The following is a 19,611-nucleotide window of genomic DNA, read 5'->3' on the forward strand; positions in this document are numbered from 1 at the left end:
TTTGATCAAATGCTAGTATGTATGTTGATCAAAGGAGACGATGTGGATCTTCCACAGTTCAAGGCCGCCGCAGTCCAGGCGGCCCCGGTGTTTCTCGACACTCAGGCCACCATCGACAAGGCTTGCTCGCTGATCCACGAGGCTAGCCGCGCCGGCGCGCGCCTCATCGCCTTTCCGGAGGTGTTCGTTCCGGGATATCCGTACTGGAACTGGACCAAGACGCCGATCGCCGGCAGCCCCCACTTCGAGGAGCTCGTCAAGGCCTCGATCGTCGTGCCGGGTCCGGAGATCTCCCAGCTCGCCGGCGCCGCCAGGGCCGCCGACGCCTATGTCGTCATCGGTGTCAACGAGCGGCACCCACGATTCCCGGCGACCATCTACAACTCGGTGGTGATCCTCGGCCCGGACGGCAGCCTGCTCGGCGTGCACCGCAAGCTCGTGCCGACCTGGGCGGAGAAGCTGACCTGGACGGGCGGCGACGGCAGCTCACTGCGTACGTACGACACCGCCGTCGGCAACCTCGGCGTGCTGGCGTGCGGCGAGAACACCAACACCTTGGCTCGGTTCACCTTGCTCGCCCAGGGCGAGACCGTGCACGTCGCGAACTACATCGCACTGCCGGTGGCACCGGACGACTACGACATGGTGGAAGCCATCAAGGTGCGTGCGGCCGCCCACTCGTTCGAGGGCAAGGTGTTCACCGTCGTCTCCTGCTCGACGATCACGCCGGAGATCGTCGACGCCGTCGCACACGACGACGAGTCACGCAGGTTGTTGGAGCGTCCACACTCCGCCTTCTCCGGGATCTTCGGCCCGGACGGACGACTCCTCACCGAGCCCTTGATCGACGACGAAGGGATCGTCTACGCAGAGATCGACATCGCGCGGTGCATCCAGCCCAAGCAGATGCACGACATCGTCGGCCACTACAACCGCTTCGACATCTTCGAGTTGCGCGTGAACCGACAGCGCCAGGACCCGATTCTCTGGAGCGGCGAAGCCGCCTGCCCTGACGTGCCAGCAGGAGCAAACGGTGAGCACCGATCGCTCGCCGGCCTGCCGGCGCCAGAAGTTTCACCACCCGACCCGAACGAGCTGATTGGGATGCCCAGGCCATGAGACTTGCGACGTACAAGAAGGACAACGAGGGGTCGACCTCGTGGGGAGTGGAGCAGAGCCCCGGCACCGTCATCGACGGTCCGGCTCTCTACCCCACTCCCGACGAGGCCCCAGCGACACTGCTCGAGCTGATCCAGCACGGCCCCGATGCACTCTCCCGACTCAAGGCGCTGGTGGCGGCTTCCGACCCGGAGACCTCCATGAAGGTCCTCGATCCTGTGCTTCTCGCCCCCCTCAAGCCGGGCAAGATCATCGGTGTCGGCCTGAACTACGTCGATCACGTCGCCGAGTCCAGCCGCAGTCTCGACACCGACGCGTCCCTGCCCACCCGGCCGGTGCTCTTCAGCAAGCCCGGCACCGCGGTCGTGGGCCCCAACGGACCGATCCTGCACAACAGCGAGCTCACCAACCAGCTCGACTGGGAGTGCGAGCTCGCCGTGGTCATCGGCAGGGAGGCTCGCAACGTCGCAGTCGAGGACGCCCTCGACTACGTGTTCGGTTACAGCATCATCAACGACATCAGCGCGCGGGACCAACGTCGCTCCGGCCAGTGGTTCTTCTCGAAGGGGCAGGACAGCTACGCGCCCCTCGGTCCTGCCATCGTCCTGCGCGACGCCGTCACCGATCCGCACAACCTCGACCTGTCGCTCCTCGTCAACGGCGTGCAGATGCAGAACGGCAACACCAGAGACATGCTGTTCAAGATCCCCCAGCTGATCGCGGACATCACGTCCGGCATGACGCTCGAGCCAGGCGACGTGATCGCGACGGGGTCACCGCAGGGCGTGGGTGCGGCGATGGACCCACCTCAGTACCTCCAGCCCGGCGACGAGGTGGTCGCCACCATCTCGGGCATCGGCACCCTCTCCAACTACGTCACGGCCGTGACGGCACCGATCAACCACGTCACGGAGGTGGCGGCACAATGACTCAGACCCTTTACCGCGTCGGGCAGATCGTTCCGAGCTCGAACGTGACCATGGAGACCGAGCTGCCCGAGATGTTCCGTCGCCGCGAGACGTTAAGGCCGGAACGATTCACGTTCCACAGCGCACGCATGCGGATGAAGCAGGTCACCAAGAGCGAGCTCGAGGCCATGGACGACGCCTCGGACCGCTGCGCCGTCGAGCTCTCCGACGCGGCGGTGGACATCATGGCGTACGCCTGCCTGGTGGCGATCATGACCAGGGGTGCCGGCTACCACCTGCAGTCCCAGAGCCGCCTGGAGGAGGCCACAGCGAACAACGGGCGGCCCACCCAGGTGGTGTCGAGCGCGGGAGCGCTCATTCATGGCCTCGCGACCCTGGGCGCACGGAAGGTCGCCCTGATCGCCCCGTACATGATTCCCCTCACCGATGAGGTCGTCCGCTACATCACCGAAGAAGGTTACGAGGTGACCGATCGCCTGGCGTTGGAGATCCCGGACAACCTCGAGGTCGGCCGCCGCGACCCCATGCTCCTGGAGGGTCTCGTGAACCAGCTCGACCATAGCGACGCGGATGTGGTCATACTTTCTGCGTGCGTGCAGATGCCGTCACTCGCAGCCATTCAGGTCGTCGAGGACAAGATCGGCAAACCGGTCATCTCCGCGGCGACTGCCACCACCCACCAGATCCTGCGCTCGCTCGGTCTCGACACCGTGGTGCCTGACGCAGGATCCCTATTGTCTGGACGCTACTGATGTCCCTTGATATCAACACCCCTGAACGCGTCACGACGACGTCGCAGGCGTACAACGCCGTCCTCACCGCAATCCTTGACGGCTCCTTGAAATCTGGTCAGTCGCTCAGCCTCAAGGGGCTCTCCGACAGCTTGGGCATGAGCGCCATGCCCATCCGCGAGGCGCTCCGTCAGCTCGAGGGCATCGGGGTCGTCGAGATCATCCCGCACCGGGGTGCGCGGGTGCGGCCGCTCTCGTTGGACGACCTCGTCGACACCTATGACGCCAGGATCCCGCTCGAGAGAGCCCTTATCCGGCGCACCGCCGCCCGGATGGACGACGCCACGGCAGTCAGGGCACGCGCGGCGTTGGACCGACAGGCCGAGGCACTTGCAACGGGCAACTTCGCGGCCGCGCGCTCGGCCCACGAGGACTTCCACCTGACCCTGTACCGCGCCGCCGAGTCGCCGTGGCTGTTCAGACTGTGCAAGCAGGTGTGGCTGAACAGCGAGCGTTACCAGGCACTGACGATGACGGAGTACGCACACGTGCACGAGAGGCGGCTCGAGCACCAGGCGATCCTCGATGCGTGCCAGACCCATCAGCCGGACAAGGCGGAGAAGGCCCTCGAACGCCACCTGACCCGTACCGTGACGTTCCTCAGCAGCGCGATGGCGAACGAGCACGAAGAAGTCGAGCACCGCACGCTGACGAGCCGGGCGCCGTGAGCCCCTTGTTTCCGCACGGGCGAGAACGGTGGTCGCCACATCCTCGCGTCTATCCGGTCGTTGACGCGACTGATGTGGCCACCACCGTCTCGCAGGTCGACGTCGCGGTGACGTGCGGGGTGGAGGGGGTCTTCCTCATCAACCACGGTGCCGACTACAAGAAGCTGGTGCGGTGCCTTGCCGCGGTGCGGGACGCTCATCCGAGCATCGTGCTCGGCGCAAACTTCATCCGGCTCGGACTCGCGGAATCCCTGAGCACACTGGCCGAGGATCACGATGCCACCGCGTTGGTCGATGCGCTGTGGACTGATGATGCTCGGAAGGAATGGTCACCAGACGGCCTGGACACCATCGCGCTCATGCGCGAGAAGACCGGGTGGCGCGGGGCTCACTTCGGCGGCATCGCGTTCAAGTACCAGGCCCCGGTGAGCGACGCCGAGCTCGAACCGTTGGCCGCGCTGGCAGCGGATCGCACGGACGTGCCCACCACCTCCGGCCCGGGCACGGGCAAGAGCGCCGACCCGTCGAAGCTCGCTGCGATCCGACGAGGTGCGGGCATGACGACGCCGCTCGGCATCGCGAGCGGTGTCACGACCGAGAACATCCACTCGATACTGCCGGTCGTCGACTTCGTCCTCGTCGCCACCGGCATCGCTGCTCCTGACGGTCGCATCTCCCCCACCCGCCTGCGCGAGATGCTGGCAGTGGCAAGCGACGCCGGCTGACGAAGTGGCACGTCGGCGAGCTCGACGCCGCTGACGCGGACTCGCCCGAAGACCTCTACATGCTTCAACCGGTGATCTCGACGTGCTCCAGGTTGACCGTCTGGCCAGTGGCGGCGGACTTCAGCACGGCCTCGACCACGGTGAGGGTGTGCACGCCCTCGGCCATGGTGACGATGCCGCCGCCGTCGCCGTTCAGGGCGTCGCGGAAGTGCTCCTGCTCCACCCGCAGCGGCTCACGCTTACTGATGGCGAAGCGGGTGACGTCCCCCTCCGTCACGCCCCGGAACGCGGCCACCCTCTCCCACTCGGTGGGGATGGTGCCGTTGGCGTAGAACGTCAGGTCCCCCGCGGCGGTGTCCGCCACGAACGCGCCTCGCTCGCCGGTGACGATCGTCTGGCGCTCCTTGCGCGGGGAGAGCCAGTTGACCAGGTGGTTGACGATGATGCCGTTGGCCAGCCGACCGGTCACGGAGACCATGTCCTCGTGCTCGCGGCCCGAGCGGTGCGCCACGTGCGCCGCGACGGTGGCGTACGGGGACTGAGCGATCCAGGCCGTGAGGTCGACGTCGTGAGTGGCGAGGTCCTTGACCACCCCGACGTCGGAGATCCGGCCCGGGAAGGGGCCCTGCCGGGAGGTGGAAATCTGGTAGACCTCGCCGAGCTCGCCGTCCGCGATGCGGCCGCGCAGCTCGAGCAGGGCGGGGTTGCACCGCTCGACGTAGCCGACGGCGCCGACGAGGCCGGCGCCCTCGAAGGCGGCGGCCACCCGGCGGCCGGCGTCGGCGGAGTGCGCGATGGGCTTCTCCACCATGGTGTGCACGCCGGCGGCGGCCAGGGCGAGGGCGACGTCCTCGTGGTAGACGGTGGGCACGGCGACCATCGCGGCGTCGATGCCCGCGTCGATGAGCGCGCCGACGTCGGGGAGCACCTCGAGGTCCTTGGCCACGCCCCAGGCGTCGCCGTTGGGGTCGGCGACGGCGACGAGCTCCAGGCCTTCGGTCTCCCGGATGACGCGGGCGTGGTGGCGGCCCATGGAGCCCAGGCCGATCAGGCCCATACGAACGTTCTGGCTCATCAGGCGCCTGCCTTCACGACGGTGTTCACGGCGGTGACGATGCGGTCCAGGTCCTCCTGGCTGAGCGAGGGGTGCACCGGCAGGGAGATGACCTCGGCCGCGGCCCGCTCGGTCTCGGGCAGCTCCAGGCCCGGCGCGTAGGGGGCGAGAGAGGCCAGGCGGTGGTTGGGGATCGGGTAGTACACGCCCGAGCCCACCTGGTGCTCCTCGCGCAGGGCGGTGACCACCCGGTCGCGCTCCGGGCCCGTGCTGCCGGGGATGCGGATCGTGTACTGGTGGTAGACGTGCACGGCGCCGCCGGCGACCGGGGGCGTGGTGACACCCTGGAGGTTGGCATCCATGAACGCGGCGTTGGCGCGGCGCTCCGCGGTCCAGTCGTCGACCTTGGTGAGCTGGACGCGGCCGATGGCGGCGTGGATGTCGGTCATGCGGTTGTTCAGGCCGACCAGCTCGTTGGCGTACTGGCGCTCCATGCCCTGGTTGCGCAGCAGCCGGACCTTGCGGGCGATCTCGTCGTCCACGCAGGAGACCATGCCGCCCTCGCCGGAGGTCATGTTCTTCGTGGGGTAGAGGGAGAACATCCCGAAGGTGCCGAAGGTGCCGACCTGCTGCTTGTTCAGGCTGGCGCCGTGGGCCTGGGCGGCGTCCTCGAAGACCATGAGGCCGTGGTCGTCGGCGATGGCCTGGAGGGCGGGCATGTTCGCCGGGTGTCCGTACAGGTGCACCGGCATGATCGCCTTGGTCTTGTCCGTGACCGAGGCGCGGACCGACTCGGGGTCGAGGCAGAAGTGGTCCGGCTCGATGTCCGCGAACACCGGGGTGGCGCCGGTGAGGGCCACGGCGTTGCCGGTGGCGGCGAAGGTGAAGGACGGCACGATCACCTCGTCGCCCCGGCCGATGCCCGCGGCGAGCAGGCCCAGGTGGAGACCCGAGGTGCCGGAGTTCACGGCCACGCACGCGTACCCGGGGGTGAAGTGCGCGGCGAACTCCTCCTCGAACGCCTTGACCTCGGGGCCCTGGGCGACCATGCCGGAGGCAAGAACGGCATCGACCGCCCGGCGCTCGTCCTCGCCGATGATCGGCTTGGCCGCGGGAATCATGGGCAGGCTCACTCGGCTGCCACCTCTCTGATCGTGTTCTCGAAGTCTTCGTAGACCTTGCCGGTCTGGGGGCAGCGCCAGCGCTGGGGCGTGGCGGCGGGGCCGCCGTCGAGGCCGGGCGCTTCCGCGGGAACGGGCGCGGCACCGTCGGGGGCTTCCGCGGAAACGGTTGGGCCGCCGTCGTCGAGGGGTTCCAGCCGCACCCCGGCCTCACCGACCCAGCCGATGCGGCGGGCCGGGACCCCGGCGACGAGCGCGTGGGCGGGGACGTCGCGGGTGACGACCGCGCCGGCCGCGACGGTGGCCCAGGCGCCGATGGTCACCGGGGCCACGCACACCGCGCGGGCGCCGATGGCGGCGCCGGTCTCGATGGTCACGCCCACCGGCTCCCAGTCGTGCGCGGACTTCAGGGACCCGTCGGGGTTGATGGCGCGCGGGTACGTGTCGTTGGTGAGGACGGCCGCGGGGCCGATGAACACGCCGTCGGCGAGCGTGGCCGGCTCGTAGACGAGGGCGTAGTTCTGCAGCTTGCAGTTGTCGCCGAGGTGCACGCCGGGGCCGATGTAGGCGCCGCGGCCGACGATGCAGTTCTTCCCGAGCCGGGCTCCTTCGCGGACCTGCGCGAGGTGCCAGACCGAGGTGCCCTCGCCGAGGGTGGCGTCGGGTGAGACGTCTGCGGTGTCGACGACGCGGGTGGCCATGCGCTCTCCTCGTGGTGCGGTCTCGCCGCCCGGTCGCCCCCCCGGTTGGGCCGGGGCGGCGTCTTCCGGGCCGGTAAGAACGTTATCCCAGCGGCGTGGGGGTCTGCCGGGGCGAAGGGCCCGGGGCCGACGTGAGTGAGGAAGCGCACGGACCAACGGTCGTGCACGCGGAGCGGGTTCGGTCAGAAATTGGCGCTGAGGGTGCCGACGGCCAGCATCAGGAATAAGACGATGAAGACGACCACGACGGCGATCGAGATGCCGAGGCCGACCCAGCCGAGCACCTTCCCGGCGGTCGCCCGACCACCCGCCTGTTCGGCCTTCTTGGCCTGCCAGATCGCCAGCGGGCCGAAGACGGGACCGAAGGCGACGATGGCGAGGATGCCGAAGACGAGGGCGAGCTGCTCGGCGCTACGCGCCTCCTCGGCCTGCGGGGAGTACCAGAAGGCCGGGGGTGCGGGCGGGGCGCCGTAGCCGTACGGCGGCGGCCCGTACTGGGCTTCGGGTGGTCCCTGCGGGCCGTATCCGGTGGCCGGTCCGGGCTGGGGGTCGGGGCGCGGTGCCACGGGCTGATCGTGCTGGTTCTCGGACATGCTCACCTCTCACGGTTGCGACACATTGTGTCCCTTCTCTCGGGTCACGGGACGACCGTCGACGCGTAGCCGCTCTCCTCCAGCGCGGTGAAGCCAAGGCCGGCCGACGCGTAACCGACCTCGTCGTACGCGGCGTCGGCGCGCTGGGCACCCCACAGGTAGCCGCTGGTGGGGCGGTACACGGTGCCGGGGCGGTCGTCCACGGGGCCGCGGGAGTAGCGGACCACGCGGGCGCCGCCGTCGCGCACGGCCTCGGCGGTGGCGCGGTGGTCCGGGTGGTCGTCGTCGAGCAGGGCGGCCACATAGAACTCCGTGGTGGGGCCGTACTGCGCCGCCAGGTCCTTGACGCGGGCGGTGATGGCGGCCTTGCGGCCGGCGACGGCGCCGTCCTCGAGGCCCAGCCGGATCACCTGCCCGTTGTCGGTGAGGTAGGACCAGGAGGCCACCTGCTCCGCCCGCCGGACCGCCTTCAGCTGGCCGACCGTGAACCCGAACTGCGCGCGGACCGCGCTCGCGCCGCCGTCGGTCACCGCGACGAGGATGAGCCGGTCCCCGCGTTCGACGGCGTAACGGATGTAGCCGGTCAGCCGCAGCGTCTCGTCGTCCGGATGCGGGCTGACGATGACGGTGGTGCGGGGGCCGGCCGCGGTGGCGCGCGGCGGGGCGGAGCCGGTGACGACCAGCAGTCCCAGGCACAGGACCACGACGGCGGAGATGGTGCGACTGAGGTTGTGGCGCATGGCCGCTCCCTGCTCGGGCGGCTCGTCTACGTCCCTGCGCGGCGGGCCGACGCGTGTGAGGTGGGCATCTTCGCGCGCGGACGTGGCGGCCCGAGGCTGTTTGACGAAAAAATGAACGGTTTGCATTTCGGACGGCTCATTCACCACGATGTGCCCGTGACCAACGCGCGCATCGACCCCCGGACCCAGCGCACCCTTCGTGCGCTGCAGGACGGTCTCCGCGAGGTGATGCGCACGACCTCCCCCGCCGACATCGACGTCTCCGCGCTGTGCCGGGTCGCCGGCGTGCACCGCACGACGTTCTACAAGCACTTCGACACCGTCTCGGACCTGGCGGCCACCTTGCTGCGCGACCTGCTGGACAAGGCGGGCTCCTCGAGCGCGCGGTCCCACCAGGGCTTCGGCGACTGGCTGACGTGCGTGCTCGAGCAGGTCGCCGCCGACCGGGCCACCTACCGCCATCTGCTCACCGAGAGCGGGGACCCGGCACTCGCCCGCCTGGTGTGCAGCGAGCTGAACCGGGCCGCTCAGCGCGCGGTGAGGACCGCCGTCGCCAGCGGCACGGACGTCGGCATGGATGAACGGGCGCTCGCCCTGGCGGTGGGCTTCGGCACCTACGGCCTCGTCGAGGCCGTCCTGACGGACGAGGACCTCGACATCCCGGCCACCGTCGAGGGCTTCGTCGCCCTGCTGCCAGGCACCCTGGGTGTCCGGCTCGCCGCCTGAGCCACCGGCGGGAGTGGCAAGGGCCACGCGCGAGGATTGCGGCCGGGGCCGTCCGGGCAGCGATCGGCCTGCGAGAATGACGGCCATGTCCGTGCCACCTTCCCTGCCCGAGGCGTGGCTCGTCATCCCTCTGTACAACGAGGCCCCGGTGATCGGGGACGTCATCGCCGAGGCCCGGCAGACGTTCCCGCGGATCGTGTGCGTCGACGACGGCTCCACCGACGCCTCGGCGGAACGGGCCGAGCGGGCCGGTGCCGTCGTCGTCCGGCACCCGGTCAACCTGGGCCAGGGCGCCGCCCTGCAGACCGGCATCGAGTACGTGCTGTCCCAGACCGACGGGCGCTACGTGGTGACCTTCGACGCCGACGGCCAGCACGACGTCGCCGACGCCGCGGCCATGGTGGGGCTGGCGAAGCAGGAGGACCTCGCCGTCGTGTTCGGCTCACGGTTCCTCGACGAGCGGACCAAGCCCGGCCTGGCCAAGCGGATGGTGCTCAAGACGGCCGTGTGGGTGACGAACCAGTCCACGGGCCTGCGGCTGACCGACGCGCATAATGGGTTGCGGGTGATCCGGCGCGACGCCGCGGCGCAGGTGCACCTGCGCCAGGACCGGATGGCGCACGCGAGCGAGATCGTGACCCAGCTCGGGCGGACGAAGCTGGCGTGGCGGGAGTACCCGGTGCACATCCGCTACACCGACTACTCGCGGGCGAAGGGGCAGCCGTTGCTGAACTCCATCAACATCCTCGTCGACCTGCTCGTGAACTGAAGGGGGCGCCCATGTGGATCCAGCTGCTCCTGCTGCTCGGCATCGCCGCCACGGTGATCCCGCTCACCCGCTCCGCGGGCGCCCGGCACCAGGCCATCCGCCGGCTCCTGCTCGGCGGGTTCGTGCTCCTCGCCGTCTTCGCCGTGCTGTTCCCGTCCGTGCTGACCTCGGTGGCCAACGCCCTCGGCGTGGGCCGCGGGACCGACCTGCTGCTCTACATGCTCGTCATCGCGTTCCTCACCTACGTCTCCAGCAGCTACCGGCGCCTGACCGGGCTCAACCAGAAGCTGACCGTGCTGGCGCGCGAGCTGGCGCTGACGCGGGCGGCGCTGGAGCGGACCGGGGCGCGTGGTGACGCCCTGGACGGTGACGGTGCGGGCGGTGACGGTGACGGTGCCGTTGCCGGTGACGGGGTGGTCCGACCCGATCACGGCGCTGTCCGACCCGACCGCCAGGGCGCCGTCCGACCCGACGGGCGCGCCACCGGCTGACCACCCTCTCGGCCAGTCCTCCAGCCCATTCCCAGCCCCGCTACATAGGATCAACCCTCGTGCCCACCGCGACTCCCCCCATCACCCGCCGCGGCCGCCGTGCCGCGCCGGTCGGTGGGGCGCGGGCCAGGGCGGCCGCCGCGGCGCAGGCCGCGGCCGCGCGTCACGTGCGTGGGACGCCGACCGACCCGCACAACCCCCGGCACGCCGCCCACGGGCTGCGCCGGCACCGAGTGCTCAACAGGGTGGGCATCGGCGCGCTGGCCGCCACCCTGTTCCTGGGCACCGGCGGCGCGCTGGCCTACAACGAGATTCAGGGCAACGTCTCCCGGCACGACATCACCGACCTCCTCGGCGACCGGCCCGGCGGGGCCGCCGAGGCCGCACCCCTGGACCAGAAGGCCGGCAAGCCCATCAACCTGCTGGTCATGGGCTCCGACATCCGGGAGGGCGCCAGCGACGTCGACGGCGCAGGTGCGGCCGGCGCGGTCGAGGGCATGCGCTCGGATACCACGATGATCGCCCACATCTCCGCCGACCGGTCCCGGGTGGAGATCGTCTCCATCCCCCGCGACACCCTCGTGGACATCCCCGCGTGCATGATGCCCAACGGCACCGAGACCGCCGCGCACTCCGACGCGATGTTCAACTCCGCCTTCGCCATCGGCGGGCAGACGGGCGACGTCGGCGCCGCGGCCGCGTGCACCATCCGCACCGTGGAGAACCTCACCGGCGTCCTCATCGACGACTTCGTGGTGGTCGACTTCGCCGGGTTCATCAACGTGGTCGACGCCCTGGGCGGGGTGCCGATGTACGTGCCCGAGGACGTGAACGACCCCGCCGCCGGACTGACCCTCCAGGCCGGCTGCCAGGTGCTCGGCGGGCAGGACGCGCTCGGCTTCGCCCGTGCGCGCAAGTCCCTCGGTGACGGGTCGGACATCTCCCGCATCGGCCGCCAGCAGGAGCTGGTGGCCGCGATCGCCCGCGAGGCGCTGGGCAAGAACCTGCTCACCGACCTGCCGGCGCTGTACAAGTTCCTCGACGCCACCACGTCCACGCTCACCACCGGCCAGTACATCGGCGGGCTGACCACCATGGCCGGCCTCGCGAGCTCGCTGCGCGGCCTGGACGCGGGCGGCATCTCTTTCACCACCATGCCCTTCGACTGGGCCGGCGCGCGCGTGGTCCCCGCCGCCGCGGCCGAGGACCTGTGGGACACCCTGGCCGCGGACCTGCCCATCGAGGCGACGCTCACCGGGACGGGCGAGGCGCCGACGGCGGAGCCGAGCGCGCCGGCCGGTGCCGGCGCTGAGGCGACCGGTGGCGGCACGGGCACCGGGACGCCCGGCGCGGTGACCACGGCGCCGGACGACGGCGTCGCGAGCGCGGCGCCGACACCCCAGGCCGAGCCCACCGTGCCGACCTGCACCAAGTAGGCCGTCAGGCAGCACAGGCCGGTATAGCCGCACTATAATCTCGCGCGTGGACGGGAATGCCTTGCGAGAGCTGCGCCGAAGCTTCGGACTCACGCAGGCGGAAGTCGCACGTGCCGCCGGCATCCATCAGCCGGACCTGTCGAACATCGAACGCGGCCGGGAGCTGCGGCCCCGGATGTTGGACGCGATCCGCGACGCGATGTACTCCCTCGTGCCGCCGTCGGTCGTGCTCGACCGGCACCGTGAAGAGCTTCGTCGGGTGCTGACGAGCATGGGTGTGAAAAACCCACGAACCTTCGGCTCCGTCCTGCACGGCACCGACCGGCCGGGCAGCGACATCGACATCCTCGCCGAGCTACCCACGGGAGCTGGGCTGCTCGAGCTCGCAGAGATCACCGACGCGGCGCACGACGTCATGAGAGTGCCGGTCGACATCTTGCCCGACGATCCGCGCAACCAGCACGCCCTGGCATCCGCCAGGTCGGAGGCAGTTCCGCTGTGAGTCGGTCCACCGAGCGCGACCACAAGCATGTGCGAGACATGCTCGCCCACATCAGTGACGCCGACGAGATCGTCCGGCGCGGTGAATCGGAGTTCCTCGACGAGCGGTCGGCTCTGCTGTTCCGCGCGGCGAAGTCGATCATCATCGATCTGTCGTCAGCCGCGGACCGGGTCTCCGACGAGTTCAAGGAGGATCACCCGGAGGTCCCCTGGTCGGCGATCCACCGCATGCGCAGCCTCCTGGCGCACCATTACGACAACATCCAACGCCCGATCGTCTGGGACACCCTGATTGGGAACCTGCCCTTGGTACGCGATGCCCTTGGGGAAGCGATCAAGTAGCGGACGGACAGCCTCGAGGCCGGCACGAGCGACGACCCCGCAGGGCCCGTCGACGACACGACGCGGCCCAGGAACGACACTGGATGAAGCCGATCGCGGATCGCGACTAGGATCACGGCGGTCCCGCACGAGCGTCCTGCTCGCTGCGGCTCGGCGGCGCATGAGGGAGCGACGATGGGACGTGATGAGCGCGACGTTCCGCCCAGCTACTCCCCCGGTTCGTCGGGCCGCCGGCCCGCCGCGCGCGGCGCCCGGCCCGTCGGGCCCGATCAGGGACCGGCCGTGCCGCGCCCCCGCCGGCAAGCCGGGGCGAGCCAGCCCCGTCCCGATGCCCCGGTGCGGCGCCGGTCGGTGCGCGAGCAGTCCGCGCGGGCCGGCGCGGGCTACGACGGCCAGCCGCCGCCGTCGTATGCCCCGGCGAACGGCGGGCACGCTCGCAGGGCCGGCGCTCGCGACGCCGCCGAGCACGACCCCACGGCGACCCGCGTGGACCCCGGCCGAACGGCACGGAGCGGAACACCACGCACTGCTGCCCCCGCCACCGCGCCGCACGCGCCCGGGAGGCGTCGGCGTCGGCCGCTGCGTACCGTCCTCGTGGTGCTGCTCGTGCTGCTCATCGCCTGGCCCGTGGGACTGCTGGTGTGGGCGAACGGGAAGATCCAGCACACCGAGGCGCTCTCCGGCGCGCCGAACACCCCGGGCACCACCTACCTGCTCGCCGGGTCCGACTCCCGCGCCGACGGCGCCGTGGCCGACCCCACCGAGGGGCAGCGCTCGGACACGATCATGGTGATGCATGTGCCCGCCTCCGGGCCGGCCGCGCTCATCTCCCTGCCTCGCGACACCCTGGTGGAGATCCCGGGCGGGGGGCTGAACAAGCTCAACGCGGCGTACTCCCAGGGCGGGGCGCCGCTGCTGGTGGAGACGGTCGAGGGCCTGACCGGGCTGACCATGGACCACTACGTCGAGATCGGCATGGGCGGGGTGCGCGACGTCGTCGACGCCGTCGGCGGGGTCAACCTGTGCCTGGACTACGACGTCGTCCACGACGAGTTTAGCGGGCTCGAGTGGGTCGCCGGCTGCCACCAGGCGGACGGCACCACGGCGCTGGCGTTCGCGCGGATGCGCTACTCCGACCCCCAGGGCGACATCGGTCGCGGCGAGCGGCAGCGGCAGGTGATCGGTGCGGTCGTCAAGGAGGTGGCCAAGCCCGCCACGCTGGTCAACCCGGTGGACCAGGTGCAGCTGATCGACGCGGGGACGAACGCGCTCGTGGTCGACACGGACACGGGGATCATCGACCTGGGCCGGATGGCGCTGGCGTTCCGGGGCGCCACCGGGCCGGACGGGATCGTCGGGGCCCCGCCCATCGCGAGCATGGATTACCGGCCGGGCGGCGGGCTCGGCTCGACCGTGCTGCTGGACCAGGAGAAGGCGCCGGCGTTCTTCCAGAAGCTGCGGGACGGGGAACTGACCGCGGCTGACGTCGAGACGCCGTGAGGTGGGTCGGCGGTACGTCATCGGGGCAGCGCCGGCGGCGGTCGCGCGTCATCGGGGCAGCGCCGGCGGCGGTCGCGCGTCATCGGGGCAGCGCCGGCGGCGGTCGCGCGTCATCGGGGCAGCGCCGGCGGCGGTCGCGCGTCATCGGGGCAACTCCGTCGTGCATAGCCTGACGGAAGTACCCCGTTATAAGTCCTCTGCCCGAACGCACAGCGGCCTCGGTGAGACGCGGGTGCATCCCGACACTCATATGTGACGCACATCACAATTGTGCCGTCCGTATCGGTTCCATGTTGCTGGTGTGACAGATGAGAATGACGGGTATGAGTGTTTACCCGTCCGTCTCGCTTTCGGCGCGCCCGTGAACGGGCGCCTGCGAGCCCTCGCTGTCGCCGCGGCGCTCGCGCTCGGCGCCACACCCGCTTCTCTAGCAGTGGCCCCGAACGCGCAAGCCGCACCGACGACCATCGCCTCAACGCGGCTGGCCGGGGACGACCGATATGCCACCTCGGCCGCCATCTCGGCGGCAAACTTCAAGCCGGGCGCTGCCGTGGCCTACGTGGCCAGCGGACGCGACTTCCCCGATGCGCTCTCAGGTGCCGCAGCCGCGGGCACGCAGGGCGCACCGGTGCTCCTGACCACACCGACCGCCCTCCCGGAGGCCGTGCGCGCCGAGCTGGCGCGGCTCAGGCCGAAGTCGATCGTCGTGCTCGGCGGCGAGGGCGCGGTGAGCGAGGTGGTGCGCGAGGGGCTGCAGGCGCTCACCACGGGCGTGGTCGCCAGGCTCGCCGGCACCGACCGGTACGCCACCTCGGCGGCCGTCTCCGCGGCGACCTTCCCGCGGGACGTGGCGGTGACCTACGTGGCCACCGGCCGCGGATTCGCCGACGCCCTCTCCGGCGCGGCCGCTGCGGGCGCGAAGGACGCACCCCTGCTGCTGGTGCCGGGCTCGTCGGTCACCGCGGAGGTCCGCACCGAGCTTGCGCGGCTCAGCCCGGACCGGATCGTCGTGCTGGGCAGCACGGGCGCCGTGTCCGCGGGCGTCGAGGCCGAGCTGGCGGCGTTCGCGCCCGCAGTGGACCGCCTGGGCGGCGCCGACCGGTACGCCACCTCCGCAGCCGTCTCGGCGGACAGCTTCCCCGCCGGCGTTCCGGCCGCGTACCTGGCCAGCGGCCTCGACTTCCCCGACGCGCTCGCCGGCGCCCCGGTGGCCGGGCTCGTCGGCGGGCCGGTGCTGCTGGTCCCCGCCAGCATCCCCGCTGCCGTGCGCACCGAGCTCACCCGGCTCTCCCCCGGCAAGGTCGTGGTGCTCGGCGGGCCGGGCGCCGTGAGCACCGCCGTCGTCCAGCAGGCCGTCGGGCACGACGAGATCGGCCGGATCGCCGCCGCCTACACCGCGCCGCCACTAAGCAAGGGTGCCGGCGCCAAGTCGCTGGCCTGGGCACACACCCAGCTGGGCGTGCCGTACAAGTGGGCGGGCACCGGCCCGGACACGGGCGGGTACGACTGCTCCGGGCTCGTCATGAAGGCGTACGAGGCGGCGGGCGTCACCCTGACCCGGACCACCCGGCAACAGTGGGCCTCCACCACCCGGGTGGCGCTCGAGGACCTTCAGCCTGGCGACATCGTGTTCTGGTCGAGCAACGGGCAACCGTCCGGGATCTACCACAACGCCCTCTACGCCGGGAAGGACCCGGTGACGGGCAAGAGCATGCGCCTGCAGGCACCGTCGCCGGGCAAGTTCGTCGAGCTGGTGCCGATGCTCGAGGCGAACCTGCTGCCCTTCGGGGGACGGATCGGGTGACCCGCACCCGCGCGACAGGTGTTGCCGAACTGAGACCCTCCCCGAACCGCAATCCCCGCCGGGGCTGCCACGCACGGCGGTAAGTTCCCACCTCCAGGTCGCAGCTTCGCGTTCCGGAGGAGCTCATGTCTCGACGCATCCGACCGCTCGCGGCCGCCACCGCACTCAGCGTCGCCGGGGCCCTCGGGCTCCTCACGGGACCGGCGGCGGCACCCGCCGCAGCGGCCACGTGCAGCAGCGGCTACGTGGCGCTGACGTTCGACGACGGCCCCCGGGCGGTCACCACCGGCCAGGTGCTCGACGCACTCAAGGGCCGCTCGGTGCGCGCCACCTTCTTCGTGGTCGGTCAGAACGTGGAACGGCTCCCCGCGCTCGTGCGACGCGCGGTGGCCGAGGGACACCGGGTGGAGAACCACAGCTGGGCGCACGAGCGGCTCACCGACCTCAGCGCCGCCGGGGTGCGGACCTCCCTGAGCCGGGCCGACCAGGCGGTGCGCAATGCTGGAGTGCGCGGCACCCGCCTGTTCCGGCCGCCCTACGGCCTCACGAACGCGACCGTGCGCAGTGTCGCCGCCGACCTCGGGCTGCGTCAGGTGCTGTGGAGCGTGGACCCGACCGACTACGCCACCGGCACCACCTCGGCGCAGATCCGCGACCGAGTCCTCGGCGGCCTGGCCGCCGGCGCCGTCGTCCTCCTGCACGACGGCGTGGTCAACTCCCCCGCCACCGTCGGCGCGCTGCCGGGCATCATCGACGGCGCCCGGGCGCGCGGCTTCTGCTTCGGGGTGCTCACCGACTCCGGCGCGGTGGTCCCACCGGCCACCCCCACCCCGACGAAGGTGACGTTCTATCTCACCGACACGTGGGGTCCCGGCACGAAGTACACCTTCGCCTACGGCCGCCCCACCGATGCGGCCTATACGGGCGACTGGGACGGCGACGGCCGGGACTCGCTCGCCGTGCGTCGTGACGCGACGCTCTACGCCAAGAATGCGCTCGGAGCCGGGGCGGCCGACGTCGCCGTCACCTACGGACGGTTCGACGACGCCGTGGTCGTCGGCGACTGGGACGGCGACGGCCGAGACACCCTCGCCGTGCGCCGGGGCAGCACCTACCACCTGCGCAACTCCCTCACGCCGGGCCCGGCGGACGCCGTCGTCACCTACGGCCGGACGGCCGACACGGTGCTGGTGGGCGACTGGGACGGCGACGGCCGAGACACCCTCGCCGTGCGCCGCGGCAGCACCGTCTACGTGCGGAACTCCCTGTCCGACGGGCCGGCCGACGTCGTCGTCACCTACGGCCGGTCGACGGACACGGTGCTCGTCGGGGACTGGAACGGCGACGGCCGCGACACCCTCGCCGTGCGCCGCGCCAGCACCTACTACCTGCGCAACTCGCTGACGCCCGGGGATGCCGAGGTGGTCGCCACCTACGGGAGGTCGACGGACCAGGCGCTGGTTGGGGACTGGGACGGCGACCGCGGCGACACGCTCGGGGTGCGCCGGCTGGAGTAGGGCGGCCGCGGGCACCCGGCACCCGGCACCCGGCACCCGGCACCCGGCACCCGGCACCCGGCACCCGGCACCCGGCACCCGGCACCCGGCACCCGGCACCCGGCACCCGGCACCCGGCACCCGGCACCCGGCACCCGGCACCCGGCACCCGGCGGAGGTTCGCACACGCGGGAGTGTCGGGACCGCTGACACTGCGCCCGGAAACCCGAACCTAGGTCAGAGGTGCCGAACTTACGCAAAGCTGACAGAGGTTCAGCAGCGCCGGCGCCAGATCGGAATTCCTGGCAGGTCCCCGTCGGGCGACTCGACCGGTACAGCAACGCACAGGGCCTCAGTCACCTAGGTGTCACGGCGGCCGGCGGCGACGACCTACTGCAGCATCGTGCGGTCGTCGAGACCGGCGCCCTTGATCTTCTCGAACTCGTGCAGCAGGTCCGGCACGGTCGCGCGGGACTTCGCCTCGGCGTCGAGGTCGAGGATGATCCGGCCGGCGTGCATCATGACCAGCCGGGTGCCCAGGCGCAGCGCCTGCTCCATGTTGTGGGTGACCATCAGCGTGGTGAGGTGATGGCGCTCGACGGCCTCCGCCGTCAGCCGGGCCACGAGCTCGGCGCGCTGGGGGTCCAGGGCAGCGGTGTGCTCGTCGAGGAGCAGGATCTTCGGTTCGCTGAAGGTGGCCATGAGCAGGGAGAGCGCCTGGCGCTGCCCGCCGGAGAGCATCCCGACCTTGGCCTTCAGCCGCGACTCCAGCCCGAGCTCGAGCGTGGCGAGCTCGCGGGCGAACAGCTGCCGTTTGGCGGCGGTGACGCCGCGGCGCAGCCCCCGGCCCTTGCCGCGCTCGTAGGCCATCGCGAGGTTCTCCTCGATGGTCATGTGCGGCGCGGTGCCGGCCATCGGGTCCTGGAAGACCCGGGCGACGTCGCGGGCGCGCTGGTGGTCGGCCAGGGCGGTGACGTCCTTGCCGTCGATGGTCACCGCGCCCGTCTCCGGGCGCAGCTTGCCGGCGGCGATGTTGAGCAGCGTGGACTTGCCGGCGCCGTTGGAGCCGATGACGGTGACGAAGTCGCCGGGTTCGAGGGTGAGGGTGACGCCCTGCAGTGCGGCGCGCTCGTTGGCGGTGCCGGCGAAGAAGATCTTGGTGACGTCGTCGAGGCGCAGCATCAGGCGTCCACCTTCACCTTCGTGCCGGCGGTGTGGGTGCGGCGCAGGCCGAGCCGGCTGTTGAGCCACCGGAACCCGCTCCACTGGGGCAGGATCAGCGCGGCCACCACGAGCACGGCGGAGACCAGCTTCATGTCGGTGGGTTCGAGCCCGACCATGAGCGCCACCTGGATGACCTCCCGGTAGAGCACCGAGCCGAGCACCACGGCCAGTGTGGAGATGAAGATGGTCCGGGCCCCGAAGACGGCCTGGCCAATAATCACCGAGGCCAGGCCGGCGACGATGAGACCGATGCCCATGCCGATGTCGGCGAAGCCCTGGTACTGGGCGATGAGCGCGCCGCACAGGGCGACCAGGCCGTTGGACAGCGCCAGCCCGAGGACCTTCATCCGGTCGGTGCTCACGCCGAAGCTGCGGATCATCTCCTCGTTGTCACCGGTGGCCTGCATCGCCAGCCCGAGGTCGGTGTGCAGGAACCAGTCCAGGAGGAGCTTAAACACCAGCGCGACGACGGCGAAGAGCGCCACCGACACGGCGCTGCCCATGAGGCCGCCGTCGCGCAACGGCGTGATCAAGGTGTCCTCACGCAGGAGCGAGAGGTTCGCCTTCATGCCCATGATGCGCAGGTTGATCGAGTACAGCGCGATCTGGGTGATGATGCCGGCGAGCAGCGGATTGATCTTGCCCTTGGTGTGCAGCAGCCCGGTGACCGCCCCTGCCGCCAGGCCCGCGGCGATGGCCGCGAGCGTGGCGAGCAGGGGGTTGGTGCCGCCCACGATGAGGATGGCGGCGACGGCGCCTCCGGTGGTGAAGCTGCCGTCGACCGTCAGGTCCGGGAAGTCGAGGATCCGGAAGGTCAGGTAGACCCCCAGGGCCATCAGCCCGTAGATCAGTCCCAGCTCGAGGGCGGCGATCATCCGCGG

The 19,611-nt window shown here is 71.0% G+C and carries 21 protein-coding genes; 14 read left to right on the plus strand and 7 right to left on the minus strand.

The window, feature by feature from the left end; translation table 11 throughout:
- The first annotated feature begins 24 nt into the window (after positions 1 to 24).
- The 5 genes from FE374_RS14830 (at position 25) to FE374_RS14850 (ending at position 4,232) form a co-directional block, all read left to right on the plus strand.
- Positions 25 to 1,119 (plus strand): carbon-nitrogen hydrolase family protein, encoded by a 1,095-nt coding sequence (locus FE374_RS14830; RefSeq protein WP_223173557.1) that lies wholly within the window; start codon positions 25 to 27, stop codon positions 1,117 to 1,119.
- The gene (locus FE374_RS14835; RefSeq protein ID WP_139929961.1) at positions 1,116 to 2,048 is read left to right on the plus strand and encodes a fumarylacetoacetate hydrolase family protein; all 933 of its coding nucleotides are present in this window, start codon (positions 1,116 to 1,118) and stop codon (positions 2,046 to 2,048) included. Before FE374_RS14830 ends, FE374_RS14835 begins: the two co-directional genes overlap by 4 nt.
- A complete protein-coding gene (locus FE374_RS14840; RefSeq protein ID WP_139929962.1) occupies positions 2,045 to 2,800 on the plus strand; it encodes a maleate cis-trans isomerase family protein in 756 nt (251 codons plus the stop codon). Before FE374_RS14835 ends, FE374_RS14840 begins: the two co-directional genes overlap by 4 nt.
- Positions 2,800 to 3,507, plus strand: a complete 708-nt coding sequence (locus FE374_RS14845; RefSeq protein WP_139929963.1) for a GntR family transcriptional regulator — start codon at positions 2,800 to 2,802, stop codon at positions 3,505 to 3,507. Before FE374_RS14840 ends, FE374_RS14845 begins: the two co-directional genes overlap by 1 nt.
- Before the next feature lie 74 nt (positions 3,508 to 3,581).
- A complete protein-coding gene (locus FE374_RS14850) occupies positions 3,582 to 4,232 on the plus strand; it encodes a hypothetical protein (protein WP_139929964.1) in 651 nt (216 codons plus the stop codon).
- A 64-nt stretch (positions 4,233 to 4,296) separates the two neighbouring features.
- Here the strand turns inward: FE374_RS14850 and FE374_RS14855 are convergent, their stop codons facing one another.
- The 5 genes from FE374_RS14855 to FE374_RS19275 form a co-directional block, all read right to left on the minus strand.
- Complete coding sequence (locus tag FE374_RS14855; RefSeq protein WP_139929965.1) at positions 4,297 to 5,307, minus strand: Gfo/Idh/MocA family protein; 1,011 nt, start codon at positions 5,305 to 5,307, stop codon at positions 4,297 to 4,299.
- Positions 5,307 to 6,407 (minus strand): DegT/DnrJ/EryC1/StrS family aminotransferase, encoded by a 1,101-nt coding sequence (locus tag FE374_RS14860; RefSeq protein WP_223173745.1) that lies wholly within the window; start codon positions 6,405 to 6,407, stop codon positions 5,307 to 5,309. The genes FE374_RS14855 and FE374_RS14860 overlap by 1 nt, the downstream gene beginning before the upstream one ends.
- 8 nt (positions 6,408 to 6,415) lie before the next feature.
- Positions 6,416 to 7,108: an acyltransferase gene (locus FE374_RS14865; protein WP_139929967.1), complete on the minus strand. Its 693-nt coding sequence runs from the start codon at positions 7,106 to 7,108 to the stop codon at positions 6,416 to 6,418.
- A gap of 182 nt (positions 7,109 to 7,290) precedes the next feature.
- Positions 7,291 to 7,701, minus strand: a complete 411-nt coding sequence (locus FE374_RS14870) for a DUF4190 domain-containing protein (RefSeq protein ID WP_139929968.1) — start codon at positions 7,699 to 7,701, stop codon at positions 7,291 to 7,293.
- A 44-nt stretch (positions 7,702 to 7,745) separates the two neighbouring features.
- The gene (locus FE374_RS19275) at positions 7,746 to 8,441 is read right to left on the minus strand and encodes a PIG-L deacetylase family protein (protein ID WP_168205714.1); all 696 of its coding nucleotides are present in this window, start codon (positions 8,439 to 8,441) and stop codon (positions 7,746 to 7,748) included.
- 156 nt (positions 8,442 to 8,597) lie between these two features.
- On the opposite strand from FE374_RS19275, the gene FE374_RS19280 reads away from it, so the two are divergent.
- The 9 genes from FE374_RS19280 to FE374_RS14920 all read left to right on the plus strand — a co-directional run bounded on the left by FE374_RS19280 (position 8,598) and on the right by FE374_RS14920 (position 17,527).
- Positions 8,598 to 9,167 carry a TetR/AcrR family transcriptional regulator gene (locus tag FE374_RS19280; protein ID WP_168205715.1) on the plus strand — a complete coding sequence of 190 codons (570 nt, stop codon included), beginning with the start codon at positions 8,598 to 8,600 and terminating at the stop codon, positions 9,165 to 9,167.
- 85 nt (positions 9,168 to 9,252) lie between these two features.
- Positions 9,253 to 9,936, plus strand: a complete 684-nt coding sequence (locus FE374_RS14885; protein ID WP_223173558.1) for a glycosyltransferase family 2 protein — start codon at positions 9,253 to 9,255, stop codon at positions 9,934 to 9,936.
- An 11-nt stretch (positions 9,937 to 9,947) separates the two neighbouring features.
- Complete coding sequence (locus FE374_RS14890; RefSeq protein WP_139929972.1) at positions 9,948 to 10,427, plus strand: DUF2304 domain-containing protein; 480 nt, start codon at positions 9,948 to 9,950, stop codon at positions 10,425 to 10,427.
- Between the two features lie 59 nt (positions 10,428 to 10,486).
- A complete protein-coding gene (locus FE374_RS14895; protein ID WP_139929973.1) occupies positions 10,487 to 11,863 on the plus strand; it encodes an LCP family protein in 1,377 nt (458 codons plus the stop codon).
- A gap of 46 nt (positions 11,864 to 11,909) precedes the next feature.
- Entirely contained in the window at positions 11,910 to 12,365 is a 456-nt protein-coding gene (locus tag FE374_RS14900; protein ID WP_139929974.1) for an XRE family transcriptional regulator, read from the plus strand.
- 38 nt (positions 12,366 to 12,403) lie between these two features.
- Positions 12,404 to 12,706 carry a HepT-like ribonuclease domain-containing protein gene (locus tag FE374_RS14905; RefSeq protein WP_139929975.1) on the plus strand — a complete coding sequence of 101 codons (303 nt, stop codon included), beginning with the start codon at positions 12,404 to 12,406 and terminating at the stop codon, positions 12,704 to 12,706.
- 174 nt (positions 12,707 to 12,880) lie between these two features.
- On the plus strand, positions 12,881 to 14,206 hold the full coding sequence (locus tag FE374_RS14910) for an LCP family protein (RefSeq protein ID WP_139929976.1): 1,326 nt from the start codon (positions 12,881 to 12,883) through the stop codon (positions 14,204 to 14,206).
- A gap of 361 nt (positions 14,207 to 14,567) precedes the next feature.
- A complete protein-coding gene (locus tag FE374_RS14915) occupies positions 14,568 to 16,010 on the plus strand; it encodes a cell wall-binding repeat-containing protein (protein WP_168205716.1) in 1,443 nt (480 codons plus the stop codon).
- A gap of 125 nt (positions 16,011 to 16,135) precedes the next feature.
- Positions 16,136 to 17,527 (plus strand): polysaccharide deacetylase family protein, encoded by a 1,392-nt coding sequence (locus tag FE374_RS14920; protein WP_139929978.1) that lies wholly within the window; start codon positions 16,136 to 16,138, stop codon positions 17,525 to 17,527.
- Between the two features lie 369 nt (positions 17,528 to 17,896).
- Here the strand turns inward: FE374_RS14920 and FE374_RS14930 are convergent, their stop codons facing one another.
- Both FE374_RS14930 and FE374_RS14935 read right to left on the minus strand, forming a co-directional pair.
- Positions 17,897 to 18,688: an ABC transporter ATP-binding protein gene (locus tag FE374_RS14930; RefSeq protein ID WP_139929980.1), complete on the minus strand. Its 792-nt coding sequence runs from the start codon at positions 18,686 to 18,688 to the stop codon at positions 17,897 to 17,899.
- Positions 18,688 to 19,605: an ABC transporter permease gene (locus FE374_RS14935; protein WP_139929981.1), complete on the minus strand. Its 918-nt coding sequence runs from the start codon at positions 19,603 to 19,605 to the stop codon at positions 18,688 to 18,690. Before FE374_RS14935 ends, FE374_RS14930 begins: the two co-directional genes overlap by 1 nt.
- Positions 19,606 to 19,611 lie beyond the last annotated feature (6 nt).

This window comes from Georgenia yuyongxinii, assembly GCF_006352065.1.
GTDB classification, from domain to species: Bacteria; Actinomycetota; Actinomycetes; order Actinomycetales; family Actinomycetaceae; genus Georgenia; species Georgenia yuyongxinii.

Excerpts from the sequence above, each read along its gene's own strand:
- FE374_RS14835 (WP_139929961.1), top strand. The coding sequence starts at position 1,116 with ATGAGACTTGCGACGTACAAGAAGGACAACGAGGGGTCGACCTCGTGG.
- FE374_RS14840 (WP_139929962.1), top strand. The coding sequence starts at position 2,045 with ATGACTCAGACCCTTTACCGCGTCGGGCAGATCGTTCCGAGCTCGAAC.
- FE374_RS14845 (WP_139929963.1), top strand. The coding sequence starts at position 2,800 with ATGTCCCTTGATATCAACACCCCTGAACGCGTCACGACGACGTCGCAG.
- FE374_RS14855 (WP_139929965.1), bottom strand. The coding sequence starts at position 5,307 with ATGAGCCAGAACGTTCGTATGGGCCTGATCGGCCTGGGCTCCATGGGC.
- FE374_RS14860 (WP_223173745.1), bottom strand. The coding sequence starts at position 6,407 with ATGATTCCCGCGGCCAAGCCGATCATCGGCGAGGACGAGCGCCGGGCG.
- FE374_RS14865 (WP_139929967.1), bottom strand. The coding sequence starts at position 7,108 with ATGGCCACCCGCGTCGTCGACACCGCAGACGTCTCACCCGACGCCACC.
- FE374_RS14870 (WP_139929968.1), bottom strand. The coding sequence starts at position 7,701 with ATGTCCGAGAACCAGCACGATCAGCCCGTGGCACCGCGCCCCGACCCC.
- FE374_RS19275 (WP_168205714.1), bottom strand. The coding sequence starts at position 8,441 with ATGCGCCACAACCTCAGTCGCACCATCTCCGCCGTCGTGGTCCTGTGC.
- FE374_RS14885 (WP_223173558.1), top strand. The coding sequence starts at position 9,253 with ATGTCCGTGCCACCTTCCCTGCCCGAGGCGTGGCTCGTCATCCCTCTG.
- FE374_RS14890 (WP_139929972.1), top strand. The coding sequence starts at position 9,948 with ATGTGGATCCAGCTGCTCCTGCTGCTCGGCATCGCCGCCACGGTGATC.
- FE374_RS14905 (WP_139929975.1), top strand. The coding sequence starts at position 12,404 with ATGCTCGCCCACATCAGTGACGCCGACGAGATCGTCCGGCGCGGTGAA.
- FE374_RS14910 (WP_139929976.1), top strand. The coding sequence starts at position 12,881 with ATGGGACGTGATGAGCGCGACGTTCCGCCCAGCTACTCCCCCGGTTCG.
- FE374_RS14920 (WP_139929978.1), top strand. The coding sequence starts at position 16,136 with ATGTCTCGACGCATCCGACCGCTCGCGGCCGCCACCGCACTCAGCGTC.
- FE374_RS14930 (WP_139929980.1), bottom strand. The coding sequence starts at position 18,688 with ATGCTGCGCCTCGACGACGTCACCAAGATCTTCTTCGCCGGCACCGCC.
- FE374_RS14935 (WP_139929981.1), bottom strand. The coding sequence starts at position 19,605 with ATGATCGCCGCCCTCGAGCTGGGACTGATCTACGGGCTGATGGCCCTG.